At 56.7% G+C, this 14,778-nt stretch carries 11 protein-coding genes; all 11 read left to right on the forward strand.

Features of this window, described 5'->3' with window-relative positions; genetic code table 11:
* Positions 1-6: 6 nt before the first annotated feature.
* The 11 genes from E9954_RS32725 to tnpC (E9954_RS23775) all read left to right on the forward strand — a co-directional run bounded on the left by E9954_RS32725 (position 7) and on the right by tnpC (E9954_RS23775) (position 14,727).
* Complete coding sequence (locus E9954_RS32725) at positions 7-144, forward strand: hypothetical protein (protein WP_168442538.1); 138 nt, start codon at positions 7-9, stop codon at positions 142-144.
* Between the two features lie 4 nt (positions 145-148).
* A complete protein-coding gene (locus E9954_RS23730; RefSeq protein WP_136081763.1) occupies positions 149-1,489 on the forward strand; it encodes an alpha/beta hydrolase in 1,341 nt (446 codons plus the stop codon).
* Positions 1,489-2,952 carry a sulfatase family protein gene (locus E9954_RS23735; RefSeq protein ID WP_136081764.1) on the forward strand — a complete coding sequence of 488 codons (1,464 nt, stop codon included), beginning with the start codon at positions 1,489-1,491 and terminating at the stop codon, positions 2,950-2,952. Before E9954_RS23730 ends, E9954_RS23735 begins: the two co-directional genes overlap by 1 nt.
* Positions 2,945-6,175: a sulfatase-like hydrolase/transferase gene (locus E9954_RS23740; RefSeq protein WP_187357966.1), complete on the forward strand. Its 3,231-nt coding sequence runs from the start codon at positions 2,945-2,947 to the stop codon at positions 6,173-6,175. The genes E9954_RS23735 and E9954_RS23740 overlap by 8 nt, the downstream gene beginning before the upstream one ends.
* 49 nt (positions 6,176-6,224) lie before the next feature.
* On the forward strand, positions 6,225-9,893 hold the full coding sequence (locus tag E9954_RS23745; RefSeq protein WP_168442539.1) for a glycosyl hydrolase: 3,669 nt from the start codon (positions 6,225-6,227) through the stop codon (positions 9,891-9,893).
* A 249-nt stretch (positions 9,894-10,142) separates the two neighbouring features.
* Entirely contained in the window at positions 10,143-10,472 is a 330-nt protein-coding gene (gene tnpA, locus E9954_RS23750) for an IS66 family insertion sequence element accessory protein TnpA (protein ID WP_136077477.1), read from the forward strand.
* A complete protein-coding gene (gene tnpB, locus E9954_RS23755; RefSeq protein ID WP_136081767.1) occupies positions 10,460-10,807 on the forward strand; it encodes an IS66 family insertion sequence element accessory protein TnpB in 348 nt (115 codons plus the stop codon). The genes tnpA (E9954_RS23750) and tnpB (E9954_RS23755) overlap by 13 nt, the downstream gene beginning before the upstream one ends.
* A gap of 66 nt (positions 10,808-10,873) precedes the next feature.
* Positions 10,874-12,379, forward strand: a complete 1,506-nt coding sequence (gene tnpC, locus E9954_RS23760; RefSeq protein WP_136077479.1) for an IS66 family transposase — start codon at positions 10,874-10,876, stop codon at positions 12,377-12,379.
* A gap of 128 nt (positions 12,380-12,507) precedes the next feature.
* Complete coding sequence (gene tnpA / locus E9954_RS23765) at positions 12,508-12,831, forward strand: IS66 family insertion sequence element accessory protein TnpA (protein ID WP_168442540.1); 324 nt, start codon at positions 12,508-12,510, stop codon at positions 12,829-12,831.
* Positions 12,819-13,166 carry an IS66 family insertion sequence element accessory protein TnpB gene (tnpB, locus tag E9954_RS23770; protein WP_136081769.1) on the forward strand — a complete coding sequence of 116 codons (348 nt, stop codon included), beginning with the start codon at positions 12,819-12,821 and terminating at the stop codon, positions 13,164-13,166. Before tnpA (E9954_RS23765) ends, tnpB (E9954_RS23770) begins: the two co-directional genes overlap by 13 nt.
* Before the next feature lie 64 nt (positions 13,167-13,230).
* Positions 13,231-14,727: an IS66 family transposase gene (gene tnpC / locus E9954_RS23775; protein WP_136081770.1), complete on the forward strand. Its 1,497-nt coding sequence runs from the start codon at positions 13,231-13,233 to the stop codon at positions 14,725-14,727.
* Positions 14,728-14,778: the final 51 nt, after the last annotated feature.

Here is a 14,778-nt window from a genome sequence, read left to right on the forward strand (position 1 = left end):
GCAACCATGGTTTTTTGTTTTAAGGGCGACTATTATCTGAGCGGAACGGTTCTGCATCCACCGACAACCGGGGTCGGCAAGCCGGTTCCGATCGAGTTTGTCCCGAGAGGGATCAGAATACGTACCATGAAAGAAGGCAGGTGAGACGATGAAAAAAAAGTATTTAATAGGTGTGCTGCTGTGCAGTGCTTTATCCGTGCAGGCGGAGGTGGAAATGAAGTCGATTCTTGATTTTGCGGAACACGATGCGCGCCCAGTGGAGACCAATATTTATAAACGGGTTGAAGACCGGGATCTGCGGTTGCTGGTTTGCCGGCCGGACGGCTGGGAGCCGGGGCAGCAGTGTGCGGCCATGGTATGGATTCATGGCGGCGGCTGGGTGGCCGGTGGGCCGGAGGATTTTCTGCCGCATCTGCGCTACAGCGCCGCCCGCGGGGCGGTCGGTTTCAGTGTGCAGTATCGGCTGCTCAACAAAGAGAAGGACGGCTCCGGACCGGTGATTTCCGACTGCATCGCGGATTGTGAGGATGCCGTGCGCTATATCCGTCATCATGCACAGGAGCTTGGAATCGACCCGCAGCGTATTTCCGTTATTGGCGACTCTGCCGGCGGGCATCTGGCCAGCTGCCTCGGAACCGGTGCGACCGGGGAGGCACGGGCGGACGCCGTTGTGGATTGCAATGGCATCACGGATATGGGGTTTGAAAACTGGAGTACGTATATCCGGCCCGGTGCGGACCGGGATGAACGGATTATGAAGGCTTCCCCGCTGTTCAATATCACGATGCCGAGTCCGCCGTTCCTGGTCCTGCAGGGCAAACGGGATGCGACCGTGAAGCCGGAGATGGCGGAAGCATTTTACAGCGCTTTGAAAACCGCAGGCGCAGATTGCGAATACAAACTCTATCCGGGGGCACAGCATGCCTTCATTGTTTATGGATACAGCGCCACCCTCGAAGAGATTACACAGGCGATCCTGGATCTTGATGATTTTCTGCTGCACCGCGGGCTGCTCGATGGTCCGACGTCCATCTGTATGCCGGATTATCCGGAAACGGATGCGGTGATCGAGTCGGTAGAGGACCCGTTTTCCGGTTCGAAAACGATCGTCCGCCCGGCGGGATTTCCCGGCTTTATGACGATTCAACTGGAGGTGAAGCCGGCGCGGAAGTTTTCCGGTCAGCTGTTTGCTCTGACCGGCCGCTTCGGCTGCTCCCTGAAGGTCAGCAACGGCGGACAGGATTTCAAGGCGCTGCGCATGCGCCTTCGGGGGAAAGAGCTTCTGCTGCAACCGGAGCAATGGCAGACGGTCACTGTTTCACTGGGGCGGGACAAGGTGGTGATCCGCACACAAAGTCAGGCGGTGGAAATTGCCAATGAATTCCGTCATGCTTTCCTGTCCAATGAGCTGGTGCTGGGAGCGGGGCTGGATGCGGAAATCCGGAATGTTAAAATAGTCGGCCGCCCGGGCGGCGGAGGAAAACAGTAATGCTGAATCATTTTAAATTTGGATGGGTGTTTCTCTATGTCTTGACCGGGTGCGTCGGGCCGGAGAGGGCGAAGCAGGCGGAGTCGGAACGGCCGCCCAATTTTATCGTCATCTTTACCGACGATCAGGGGTATAACGATCTGGGATGTTTTGGCTCGCCCCTGATCAAAACACCGCAGCTCGACCGCATGGCAGCTGAGGGCACACGGTTTACCGATTTCTATGTGGCCTCAGCGGTCTGTTCCGCTTCCCGGGCGGCCCTGCTGACCGGATGCTACAGCGAGCGGGTCGGTGTATCCGGCGCATTTTTTCCGGGGGAAGGAGAAGGGCTCCATCCCGATGAAATCACGATGGCCGAGCTGCTCAAGACCCGGGGCTATGCCACGTCGGCGGTCGGCAAGTGGCATCTGGGCGATGAAAAGGTGTTCCTGCCCACGGCGCAGGGCTTTGATGAATATTTCGGCATTCCGTACAGCAACGACATGTACATTGGTCCGGATCAGGAGATTGCGGAGCATGCCGTGTTCCGGGAGGGGTTTGATCGGGAAAAAGCCCTGGAGGCGCAGCGTTTTGTGGCCCCCCATGTCCATGCCCGCAAGCCGATCTGGGAGAGTCCGCTGAAGGGGAAGGTCCCCTTGTTTGAAGGGTCGGCGATTGTTGAGTTTCCGGTGGATCAGGCAACGCTGACGCGCCGCTATTTTGATCGGGCCATCCGGTTTGTTGAAGCGAACCGGGAACAGCCCTTTTTTCTGTATATCACACCGGCCATGCCGCATGTGCCGCTTTATGCATCGGAGCAGTTTGCCGGGAAGAGTCCGCGCGGACTCTACGGCGATGTGATTGAGGAGATCGATTGGAATGTGGGGCGCCTGCTCGATACGTTGCGGGCATCCGGACTTGACCGCAATACGGTGGTGGTATTCACCTCCGATAACGGACCCTGGCTCTCGTACGGCGAAGAGGGCGGAAGCGCGGCACCGTTGCGTGACGGGAAGTTTACGACCTATGAGGGCGGCATGCGTGTGCCGATGATTGCCTGGGGACCGGGACATGTGGCCGCCGGAACAACCTGTGCGGAAGTGGCTTCGTCGATCGACCTGCTGCCAACCTTTGCCGGGCTGGCCGGGGCTGAACTCCCGGATGACCGCATCATCGATGGAAAGAATATCCTGCCCTTGCTCAAGGGGATTTCCGGGGGGCGATCACCGCATCAGGCTTTTTTCTACGCGACCGACGGCGTGCGGATGGGACGCTGGAAGCTGATGCTGAAGGAGCATGCCATGTCGCAGCAGCAGGGCCCGCTGCCGGCACTCTATGATCTGTCGAACGATCCCGGCGAGCAACACAACCTTTATGAAGAACATCCTGACGTGGTGGACCGCATGCAACCGTTACTGGAGCAGCATGCCGAGGATCTGGCGGAGCACAGCCGCCCGTTGGGAAAGGAGAGTGCGTGTGAGTAGAACGAAAAGGAATTGTGTGGCCTTCGCGGTTGCGCTGCAGATCTCGCTGAGCGGGGTCTTTGCTTTAGAACAGCCGAACATTCTATGGCTGACGAGCGAGGATAACAGCGCGAAGTGGATCGGTTGTTACGGGAATGCGCAGGCGACCACGCCGAATATCGACCGACTGGCTGCTGAGGGGTTCCGGTATGCCCATTGCTATGCCAACGCAACGGTATGCGCGCCTTCCCGTTCGACCTGGATCACCGGCCTGCAGGCGGTTTCCACAGGAACCCACCCCATGCGCAGTCGCTATCCCATTCCGCATGATCAGTTGCGATACTATCCGGACCACCTGCGTGAAGCCGGCTATTACGTCACGAACCACGAAAAGACGGACTACAACATTGGCGGACGGGCTGATAACGACTGCTGGGATTCCGGTGAGCGCTATGGTTGGCGCGGCCGCAACGCGGGGCAACCCTTTTTCTGTGTGATTAATTTTCTGGAATCGCACGAAAGCAGGGCGTTTGGACTCGTGGACCGGACAAGGCATGATCCGGACAAGGTGAAGCCGGCCGCCTACCATCCGGATCTGCCGGTGATCCGTCAGAACTATGCGCATTACATGGATGCGGTGGAAAACATGGATGCCGAAATCGGCCGGGTGCTGGCTGAACTGGAAAAGGACGGGCTCGCGGATGACACTATTGTGATCTATAATTCCGATCACGGCGGCGTGATGTTCCGCAGTAAACGCTTTCTGTATGACAGCGGGACGCACTGTCCGCTGATCATTCGTATTCCCGCAAAATTCAGGCACCTGTGGCCGAATCAAAAAACCGGCACTGTGGTGGACCGTTTGGTGAGCTTTGTGGATATGCCTGCCACCTGGTTAAGCCTGGCCGGCGCGGACGTTCCGGAACGGTTCCAGGGCACCGTATTTCTGGGTGAAGGAATGGGCGATGAGCCGACCTTTCATTTCAGCTTTCGCGAGCGTGCGGATGAGCGCATCGATCCGGTGCGCTCAATACGCACCCGGGACTATATCTATATCAAAAACTACCTGCCCTTTGTTCCGGGCGGCCAGCACCTGATGTATCCCTGGATCATGAAAGCCACGCAGGTCTGGAGTGCATATGACCAGGCGGGGAAAACGGATGCGGTAACCGGGCGCTTTTTCCGTCCGCGTCCGCCGGAAGAGCTGTATTGCGGATCTTCTGATCCCGATAATGTCCGCAACCTGGTGGAGGATCCGGCCCTGCAGGAAAAGCTTGCCGCCATGCGCGCCCGGCTGCGGGCCTACCAGTTGGACATCCACGACTCCGGCCTGCTGCCGGAAAGTGAACGTGCCCGCCTGACCGCAAAGCACGGGATCACGATCTATGAGCTGGTACGTGATCCGGCGCTTTATGATCTGCCGACCCTGCTGGATGCCGCGGATCTGGCCCTGGAACAGGAGGTCCGGAACCTCCCCGAATTGCTCAAGGGACTGAGGTCGGAAATCGTTGGAGTTCGCTACTGGTCGGCCGTTGGACTGGTTGGTCTGGCAGAGCAGGCGCGGCCTGCGGTTCCGGAGCTGAAGATGGCGCTGAATGACGAGTCGCACGAAGTCCGTATTATGGCGGCCTATGCGCTGGTCAGGCTGGGCGAAACGCGGGAGGCTTATGCCTGTTTCCGTGAGCTGATGCAGGCGAAATCGTATGCCTTATTGAGCGTGCTCAACGCCATCGACTGGCTGGGCGATGAAGGGCAGCCGCTGATTAAATCCGTCCAGCGCCTGTCTGAGCTGTCCGATACGGAGTCAGACCTGCGGGCGTGGTTGCTGGAAAAGAACGGGTTTGAAGTGGAACTGAACTGGGCGCAGCAGAAATATATACGGCTGGAGCAGGAGGAGTTGCAGCGCCGTGAACAGGCCGCCGCAAGACCTAATATACTCTACATCAACGCGGATGACCTTGGCGTGGCCGATGTGGGATTCATGGGGAATGCTGTATATCACACCCCGAATCTCGACCGGCTGGCAGCAGAGGGCATGGTGTTTACCTGCGCCTATGCGCCGGCCGCCAACTGCGCGCCGAGCCGTGCGGCCTGCCTGAGCGGTCAACAGGCTTCGCGAACAGGCGTCTATACGGTAGGTAATTCCGCTCGGGGAAAAACGGAAACCCGCAAACTGATACCCATAAAAAACCGGCCGGTGTTGTCGGACGAAGCGCTGACGATTGCAGATGTCCTTAAGGATGCCGGATATACTACCTGCCAGATTGGTAAATGGCACGTCGGCAAAGATCCTGCACAGCAGGGGATCGATATCAATATCGGCGGCGGGGAATGGGGGGGGGCGAAATCCTATTTCAGCCCCTATCGCAATCCCGTCTTGACGGATGGTCCTGACGGTGAATACCTGACCGATCGACTGACGGATGAAGCCATTCGATTTGTACGCGATCACCGGACCGGACCTTTTTTCCTCTATCTTCCCTATTATACGGTTCACACGCCGCTTCAGGGACGTCCCGATCTCGTGGAGCGATACAAACGTGTTGAAGGGATTAATGCCGACTATGCCGCCATGGTGGAGGCGCTGGATGAAAACATCGGACGGCTGCTTGAAAGCCTGGAAGAATTCAACTTAAGCGACAATACGTTGGTCATATTTACATCCGATAATGGCGGCATTCGCTCCATCAGTCGTCAGGATCCATACCGCGCAGGGAAGGGGTCGTACTATGAAGGGGGGATCCGCGTACCGTTGACCATGCGCTGGCCGGGTACAATCCGTCCGGGTTCAACCTGCGCAGAACCGGTGACCGGACTCGATTTCTTTCCTACATTGGTCCATGCAGCGGGAGCCGACGTCCCTGCCGGCACGCAGCTCGATGGCGTCAACCTTATGCCGGTGCTTACGGAGTACGCGCCTTTGCCGGAGCGAGCGCTTTTCTGGCATTTTCCGATCTATCTGCAGGCTTACGACGGATCGCTGGACGATGCACGCGATCCGCTCTTCCGCACCCGGCCCGGTTCCGCCATGCGGTTCGGCAAGTGGAAGCTGCATCACTATTTTGAAGACGACGCCTTCGAGCTCTATGATCTGGAAACGGACATTGGAGAACGAAACAACCTCGCTGAATCCAATCCTGAGCAGGTGAAGGAACTGAAAAGGCTTCTCAATGCCTGGCGCAAAAACGTCAACGCTCCGGTTCCAACCGGGAAAAACCCAAAGTACGATCCTGATGATGTATGAGCAAAACCATGAACATTCCCAGGCAAACCGGGTGAATATGATAAAATCAATGATTGCAAAATACATTACCTTTTTATGTGGACTGCTATTGGGTTTTCAGAGCCTTGCCGCCGACCAGGCGCCTTCACCTCTCGGGGTAGATAACTGTTACAAGGGCTCCCATGCTCTCGATGAGCTGGCGCGAAGGTTCAATGAGCCGGAGCGCCACGCCCGGCCCTGGGTGTACTGGTTCTGGATGAACGGAAATATCTCGAAGGAGGGCATCACGGCAGACCTCGAAGCGATGCACGCTGTCGGGATCGGCGGCGTGATGATGTTCAATGTCAGCATTGTTCCAGAGGGTCCGATTCATTACCAGTCGCCGGAGTGGATGGCGATGGTCCGGCACGCCACCAAAACGGCAAAGGAACTCGATATCTCCTTCGTGATTCACAATTGCGCTGGATGGGCCACCTCCGGGGGACCGTGGGTTACCAAGGACAATGCTATGAAGAAGCTGGTGTTCTCGGAGGTTCAGGTTTCCGGCGGGAAGTCCTGCAATCAGGCCCTGCCCATGCCGGAGAAACAGCTGGATTACTACCGGGATATTGCCTGCCTGGCCTTTCCCGCACCGGCGAAGAAGCAACGTGTGCCAGACATTGCGGGGAAGGCGGGCTTCGAGCGGCAATTCGGTCTGACCATCGGCTCGGAAACCGTCTCTGCGGAGGCGATCGTTCCGTCGTCCGCGATCATCGATTTGTCGGACCAGGTCTCAGAGCAGGGGGTCCTGAGTTGGGACGCGCCTGCGGGTGAAAACTGGACGGTCCTGCGGGTCGGTTACACGCTCACCGGCAGAAGGAATACTACAGGCATCCGGGATGGGATCGGGTTGGAATGCGACAAGATGAGCTGCGAGGCTGTGGATGCGCATTGGCGACACGCGATCCAGCCGATCGTCGAGTCGCTGGGGGACGGGGCCCTGAACGGCGTGCTATTCGACAGTTATGAAGCCAAGAGCAGCACCTGGACCGCCAAAATGCCCGACGAATTCCGGACCCGGCGCGGCTACGACCTCCTCAAATGGCTGCCCGTGCTCACGGGCAGGTATGTCGATTCTGTTTACGATACTGAGGCGTTCCTGTGGGACTTCCGCAGAACGATCGCCGATCTCTATGAAGATCATTACTACCATCACGCGGCCCGGCTGGCCGGAGAGCATGGACTGGAATTTTACCTTGAGCCCTATGAAGGTCCCTTCGACAGCCTGCGGGTCGGCGCCACCGCCCACGCGGTGATGGGCGAGTGCTGGACCAACGGCTCAATGATCCACTGGAACAAGGTTGCCTCCTCAGTAGCCCATACCTACGGCATCCGGCGGGTGGGATGCGAGATCTTCACCGCCGACGGGTTCCATGGGCGCTGGCAGGGGCATCCCCGTAACCTCAAGCGTATCGGCGACCGGGTCTGGTCGGAAGGCGTGAACCATTTTGTCATCCACCGCTACGCCCACCAGCCGTGGATGAATGTCCGGCCCGGTCAGTCCCTTGGGCCTTATGGAACCCACTTCGAACGCACCAACCCGTGGTGGAATCCGTCCCGGGAATGGATCACCTACCTGACCCGCGCCCAGCAAGTTCTCCAGGCCGGGAGGGCCGTGGCCGACATCGCTTTGGTCGCAGACGAGGGCATGCCCTCCCACGGGACCTGGCGCCCCGACATTAAAGAGTTGGGCTATGACTACGATATGGTCAGCGCCAGCCAGGTACCGCAGTTCCGCTACCACAACGGGGAATTCATCCTGCCCAGTGGTGCGACCTACAAGGCCCTGATCTTTTCAGGAAGCGCCCATCTCACCCTGCACACGCTCGAGAAAATCAAGGAACTGACCGACGCGGGGGCGACGGTCTTCGCGCCCCTTCCGCTAGCCTCACCGAGCAGAAGCGACCTCGGGGCGCGGGAGAAATACGCGGCACTGGTGGGCGAGCTGTTCGACAGGGACCCGGCCATCGGCGCCAGTGACTCCCGCGCGGGACGGGTGATCTCGCGGGAGGACATCGGCGCGGCCATCAAAGCCCTGGACCTGCTACCTGATTTCGAGGTCCGCGACCCGCAGGCCGAGATCGCATGGGTGCACCGGGAACTCGACGGCGCGCAGATCTATTTCCTCGCTAACCAGATGAACGAACCGGTCAATATGGAGTGTACCTTCCGGCCCGGAGCCGGGTACGCAGCCGAAATCTGGAAGCCGGAATCCGGTGCGATGTTCAGCATCGGCTGCGCAGGAGCCGGTGATGGCCGCGCGCGGCTCGACCTGAATTTCGAGTCAGAGGAAGCGTATTTCGTGGTTTTCCGCAAGCGGACGCACCCGGCCCGGGAGGAATACCTGGCCATCCGCAGGACCGAAGGATTGTCGGAACGTCCCGCCGCCCCGTTGCCGAAGCTCGAGATTGAATCCGCTCAATTCGGGATAATCAAGATCGAGCATCCGCACCTTGTGGATGTCACCGGTATCATCCGCAAGAAGGTCCTCAAAAATGGCCTCGCAATTCAGTCTGGTAATCAACTGGGGGGCGATCCTGCCCCCGGTAATGGGAAGACACTCTGGGTAGAGTATCGGCAGGATGGAAAAATACAGAACGCCTTCGCACGCGAGCAGGAGATGCTGAATATCGCGCCTTCATCCCAATCTCTCGAAATCCTGCGCGCACTTTATGGTCTCCTGCCGGAGGAGCTGTCCGTATTGCCTCGGCACCAAGCCCGGGATATCACGGGATCCATTCGCGGTCTTGTTCACGACGGATGCTTGCGGCTCATACCGGGCGATCACTTCGAGGTGCCCGATGATGGCGTGCCTCGGCAGGTCCGGATCGCCTACCGGCAGAACGGGGAATCCGGAGAATTGACGGTGGGGATGGAGGAGACGGTGGTGCTGCCCGTCATGGCGTGGCGGTACCGGCACCCGTTCCCGGAACTCCGATACCGTGACGGCAAACCCTTTGCCCGGGTCTGGGAGGCCGGGGCTTACCACCTGACCTCCGGGAGTGGAAAGGAGACGACCCTCGATATTGGTAACGTGCCTCAGGAAGAGCGCATCGACGGTCCCTGGAATGTGTATTTTCCCCCCTCCGGCGGCGACTCGGATATCAAAAAGGACGGCGATCACCTCGTCTTTGACACCCTCACCTCGTTCACCCGGCATCCCGACGGGAAGATCAGATACTTTTCCGGCTCCGCCACTTACTCCCGCGAAGTGCATATCGACGCCAACCGGTTTGACGACGGACTCGAGATCTGGCTGAACCTCGGGCGGGTGGAGTGCATCGCCGAGGTGGCCCTCAACGGCAAACCCGTGGCCATCCTCTGGAAGGAACCCTACCGGGTCAATATCACCGGTTTAGTCACCCCCGGCCCCAATCGGCTCGAGGTGAAGGTCACCAACACCCTCGCCAACCGCCTCATTGGCGACGCTCACGGCCAAGACGAGCAGGAGTACCAAAGCAATGGAATCATCACCACCTACCCGGACTGGCTCAAGAAGGTCAACCCAGCGAAATCCTCGTCCGGCAAAACATTCTCCGTTGTCAAACTCTGGAACAGCGATGACGAACTGACCGAGGCCGGACTGCAGGGCCCCGTCACCCTCCAGTTCTCCCGCTCTATTCAACTGGACTCCGCTCCTCCTTCCAAGCAGGCCTGCTGCCATAAAGTTCCTCAGCCGCAACAAGGGTCTTACCCTTAAGCCCGAACAGTAGAGCGACGTAATCGTAGCCCTCGGCAACTGGATGCAGGGCGCGGCCGGAGGCCGTTAAATCATGAGCATGTGAAGGGACAATGATGAAACGTTGCGCACTCAAGATGACATTGAAACCTTTAAACAAAAATGGAACTCAACGGAATGGATGTAGAAAATAGAAACCTGACACCTATCGTATACGCCTCTTCCTCCTCCCCGTAGTCAGCTCGGGGGAAGCCTGATAATTTGTCGGGCATGGATACGAATGAAAGCAATGGAATGGGGCGAGCCTCTTATACAGAGGAGGAACGCCGGGAGTTGATCGAAGAGTTCAATGGTGCCGGGCTAACTCAGGCGGCATTCTGCCGGGAATGGAATATTAATCCGAAAACGCTGGCTCGTTGGTTGCGCCTTGAACGACAGGAGCAGGAACCTGCTTTTTACGAGGTGGAGTTGCGGCCTGATGCCGCCGAGCCGGATGAGGTGCGGATCTGTCTGCCGAACCGGATTGAGGTGATGGTGCCGGTTGCATCGCCGAAAGAACTCGGTGCTGTTCTGCGGGAGGCGGCCGGATGTTTGGATTAAGCAACTCTATCCGGGTGTACCTGGCGGTGGAGCCGGTGGACCTGCGAAAAAGTTTTAACGGCCTTCATGGCGTTGTGCTGGATCGGTTGAATGAAGATCCGTGTTCAGGGGCGTTGTATGTGTTTACGAATCGTCGTCGGAACCGGATCAAGACGCTGTACTGGGACGGCACCGGTATGTGGGTGGCCATCAAGCGGCTGGAGAAAGGATGCTTTAGCTGGCCGAAGGGCGTTGCCGCGAAAGAGACGCTTGCTTTCGCGTCCGAGGCGCTGGCCCTGCTGTTCTATTGTGCCGATCTGAAACAGGGAGCGTTTAAGCCGTGGTATCAGCGCTGATTTTTTTTGCATTTTTCCTGCTCTTGATGCCGCCATTTTCCGGTCGGTTTTGGTATAATATACGGCATGGAATTCAACCGGGAAAATTTTGATAAGCTGCTTGCGCAAAACACCGATCAGCAGGTTGAAATACGCCTTCTGCATGAGAAGGTCCGTTATCTGATGAATAAGATATTCGGGCGCAGCAGTGAAAAACTGACCCCGGACCAGATGGAACTGGCGTTTGAAGAGCTTCGCGAGATGCAGGATGCTCTCGACGAAGCCGAAGAAAAACTCGAAGAGCTCGACGAAAAAAAGGAATCCCGGCGCGGTAAGCGCAAACCGCTTAAAGAGCGTATCCCTGAAGATCTCCCGACCGAGCGCGTCGTTATCGTTCCGGATGAAGTGCAGGCGGATCCGCAGAGCTATAAAAAGATTGGCGAGGAAACCGTTGAGGAACTCGACGTTACGCCGACTCAATACTTCCGCCGCATCATCGTCCGCGAAAAATATATCAAAGTAGATGACCGCAACGTCGCACCGCTCATTGCTCCTGCCCCGAAGCGGCTGATCCCGAACAGCTATGCTTCCGCCGGACTGATCCGGAGCATCATTCTGAACAAATACTGTGACCATCTTCCGCTTTACCGGCAGGAGATGACGCTGAAATACCGCCACGATATTGAAATCAGCCGCAAAACCATGGGCAACTGGATGTATCTGGTCGCCGATTGGCTGACTCTGATTTATGAAGCGCTCCGCAATGAAATCCGGCAAAGCGGATACATGCAGATCGATGAAACATTCATAAAATACCAGGACACGGAAAAGGACCATTGTCCCAATGGATACCTATGGGCCTATCACAGTCCCGGGGCCGGCGTGCTGTTTGAATGGTTCCCGAGCCGGGCCGCCGAATGCCTGGATCCGATGCTCACCGATTATGAAGGATATATTCAGACCGATGGGTATGCCGCCTATCCGGCGTGGCTGAACCGTCCGGAACATCAAAAAGAAAAAGAGACCATCATTCACGCCGCCTGCTGGGCGCATACCCGTCGGAACTTCGTGGAAGTGCCTGACAACTCGAACGCCCGGAAAGTCGTAAAGCTGATCGCCAAACTCTACCGCACTGAAACAGAACTTCGAAACAATCCTGAACTTGAACGCGCGGCCTACCGCCGGAAACATGCGGCTCCGGTTCTGGATAAAATTAAAACGATCCTCGATAAAGAACAGGCGCGCCAGTTGCCAAAGAGCAACTTTGGAAAAGCCATAACCTATGCGCTTGATCGCTGGGAAGCGCTTAATCTTTACCTCGAACACGGAACATTCGAAATCGACAACAACCTGGTCGAGAACGCCATTCGTCCGACCGCGCTGGGCAAAAAGAACTTCCTGTTCTTCGGCAGCCCGAACTCCGGGCAGACCAGTGCCGTCATCTACAGCCTGGTGGAAACCTGCCGTAAACTCGGCCTTAACCCCGCCGAGTATCTCAAAGACCTACTCGACGCCCTGCCGACCATGCAACAGTCCGAAGCTGCGAACTGGACACCTGCCCGCTGGTCCACCGCTCGCACTCAAACGGCATAGCCGTTGTCAATGAGGTGATCGAAAAGACGCATACCACCTATCACCCTGCTGCTCGCTTGTTTGTATACGGCTCTTCAACCACCCAGTAGGCAGCTCCGGTAAAGCCTGATAATTTGTCGGGTATGGATATGAATGAAAACAATGGGTCGGGGCGGGCTTCGTATACGGATGAAGAACGCCGGGAGTTGATCAAGGAATACCACGCATCGGAATCCACGCAGGCGGCGTTCTGCCGGGAGTGGAATATTAATCCGAAGACGCTCGCCAGATGGCTGCGGGCTGAACGACAGGAGAATGAGGTTTCTTTCTGTGAGGTAGAGCTTAAGCAGGATCCTCCTGTGACTGATGAGCTGAGGATCGATTTGCCAAACGGTGTCAAGGTGATGCTGAACATTGGATCAGCGGATGAGTTAGGCCGTGTTCTGCGGGAGGCGGCCGGATGTTTGGATTAAATAATTCTATCAAGGTTCTTCTGGCCGTGGAGCCGGTGGATCTGCGAAAAAGCTTTAACGGATTACACGGAGTCGTTCTTGACCGGTTAAAAGAGGATCCGTGCTCGGGAGCGCTTTTCGTCTTTACCAACCGTCGCCGGAACCGGATCAAGACACTGTATTGGGACGGCACCGGCATGTGGGTGGCGATCAAGCGGCTTGAGCAAGGATGCTTCACCTGGCCGGAGGGGGTGGGTGTGAATGAAAAACTTCAACTCGCGCCTGAAGCACTGGCTCTTCTGCTTGACGGGGTGGACCTGAAGCAGGGCTCGTTTAAACCCTGGTATCAACGCTGATATTTTTTCGTTTTTCTACTCTTGAGAGCGCCTTTTTTATGCAGGTTTTGGTATAATATACGGCATGGATTTCAACCGGGAAAATTTTGATAAGCTGCTTGCGCAAAACACCGATCAGCAGGTTGAAATCCGCCTTCTTCACGAGAAGGTCCGGTATCTGATGAATAAGATGTTCGGGCGCAGTTCGGAAAAGATGACTCCGGACCAGATGGAACTGGCGTTTGAAGAACTTCGCGAGGTACAGGATGCGCTCGACGAAGCTACGGAAAAACTCGAAGGCCTTGACAGGAAAGAAGAGTCCCGGCGCGGTAAGCGCAAGCCGCTTAAAGAGCGTATTCCTGATGATCTCCCGACCGAGCGCGTTGTCATCATTCCCGATGAAGTAAAAGCTCAGCCGGAACAGTATAAAAAGATCGGAGAGGAAACACTCGAAGAACTTGATGTTACACCGGCTCAGTATTTCCGCCGTATTATCATTCGCGAAAAGTATATTAAAGTGGACGATCGCAGCGCCGCACCGGTAATCGCTCCGGCTCCGAAACGGCTGATTCCGAACAGCTATGCCTCCGCCGGACTTATCCGCCATATCATTCTCAGTAAGTACTGTGATCACATGCCGCTTTACCGGCAGGAAATGACTTTAAAATACCGCCATGACATAGAAGTCAGCCGAAAAACCATGGGCAACTGGATGTATCTGATCGCCGACTGGCTGACGCTGATTTATGAAGCGCTTCGCACTGAAATACGGCAAAGCGGATATATGCAGATCGATGAAACCTTTATAAAATATCAGGATCCGAAAAAGGACTATTGTCCTAACGGATATCTGTGGGCGTATCGCAGTCCCGCAGCCGGCGTACTGTTTGAATGGTTTCCGAGCCGCGCCGCCGAATGCCTTGATCCGATGCTCGGCGGTTATGAAGGATACATCCAGACCGATGGCTACGCAGCCTATCCGTCCTGGCTGAACCGGCCGGAGCATCAAACGGAAAATGCTGCAATCATCCACGCCGCCTGCTGGGCGCATACCCGCCGGAACTTCGTTGAGGTTTCCGGCAACTCAAATTCCCGCAAGGTTGTGAAACTGATCGCAAAGCTCTACCGCATCGAAACACAGCTTCGGGATAATCCTGAGCTTGACCGGATGAGTCACCGGCAGGAACACGCCGTTCCGGTTCTGGAAAGAATAAAAGAGATCCTTGACCGCGAACAAGCCCGGCAGCTTCCGAAAAGCAGTTTTGGTAAAGCCATCAACTATGCGCTTGATCGCTGGCCGGAGCTCAATCTTTATCTCGACCACGGAACGCTCGAAATCGATAACAATGGAGTTGAAAACGCCATCCGTCCAACCGCCATCGGCAAAAAGAACTTCCTGTTTTTCGGCAGCCCGAACTCCGGGCAGACCAGCGCAGTCATCTACAGCCTTGTTGAAACCTGCCGGAAACTTGGCATCAATCCGTCCGCATACCTGAAAGAGCTGTTCGACGCCCTGCCGGACATGAACCAGAGCGAAGCGGTTGAGTGGACCCCATCTCGCTGGTCAACCGCCCAAAGTTAAACGGCATATCCTCCATCAGTGATGTGACCGAAGAGACGCATACGCTTGTTT

The organism is Pontiella desulfatans (assembly GCF_900890425.1).
Classification (GTDB): Bacteria; Verrucomicrobiota; Kiritimatiellia; order Kiritimatiellales; family Pontiellaceae; genus Pontiella; species Pontiella desulfatans.

Coding starts and splice junctions, on each gene's coding strand:
- E9954_RS32725 (WP_168442538.1), top strand. CDS start 7: ATGGTTTTTTGTTTTAAGGGCGACTATTATCTGAGCGGAACGGTTCTG.
- E9954_RS23730 (WP_136081763.1), top strand. CDS start 149: ATGAAAAAAAAGTATTTAATAGGTGTGCTGCTGTGCAGTGCTTTATCC.
- E9954_RS23735 (WP_136081764.1), top strand. CDS start 1,489: ATGCTGAATCATTTTAAATTTGGATGGGTGTTTCTCTATGTCTTGACC.
- E9954_RS23745 (WP_168442539.1), top strand. CDS start 6,225: ATGATTGCAAAATACATTACCTTTTTATGTGGACTGCTATTGGGTTTT.
- tnpA (WP_136077477.1), top strand. CDS start 10,143: ATGGATACGAATGAAAGCAATGGAATGGGGCGAGCCTCTTATACAGAG.
- tnpB (WP_136081767.1), top strand. CDS start 10,460: ATGTTTGGATTAAGCAACTCTATCCGGGTGTACCTGGCGGTGGAGCCG.
- tnpC (WP_136077479.1), top strand. CDS start 10,874: ATGGAATTCAACCGGGAAAATTTTGATAAGCTGCTTGCGCAAAACACC.
- tnpA (WP_168442540.1), top strand. CDS start 12,508: ATGAATGAAAACAATGGGTCGGGGCGGGCTTCGTATACGGATGAAGAA.
- tnpB (WP_136081769.1), top strand. CDS start 12,819: ATGTTTGGATTAAATAATTCTATCAAGGTTCTTCTGGCCGTGGAGCCG.
- tnpC (WP_136081770.1), top strand. CDS start 13,231: ATGGATTTCAACCGGGAAAATTTTGATAAGCTGCTTGCGCAAAACACC.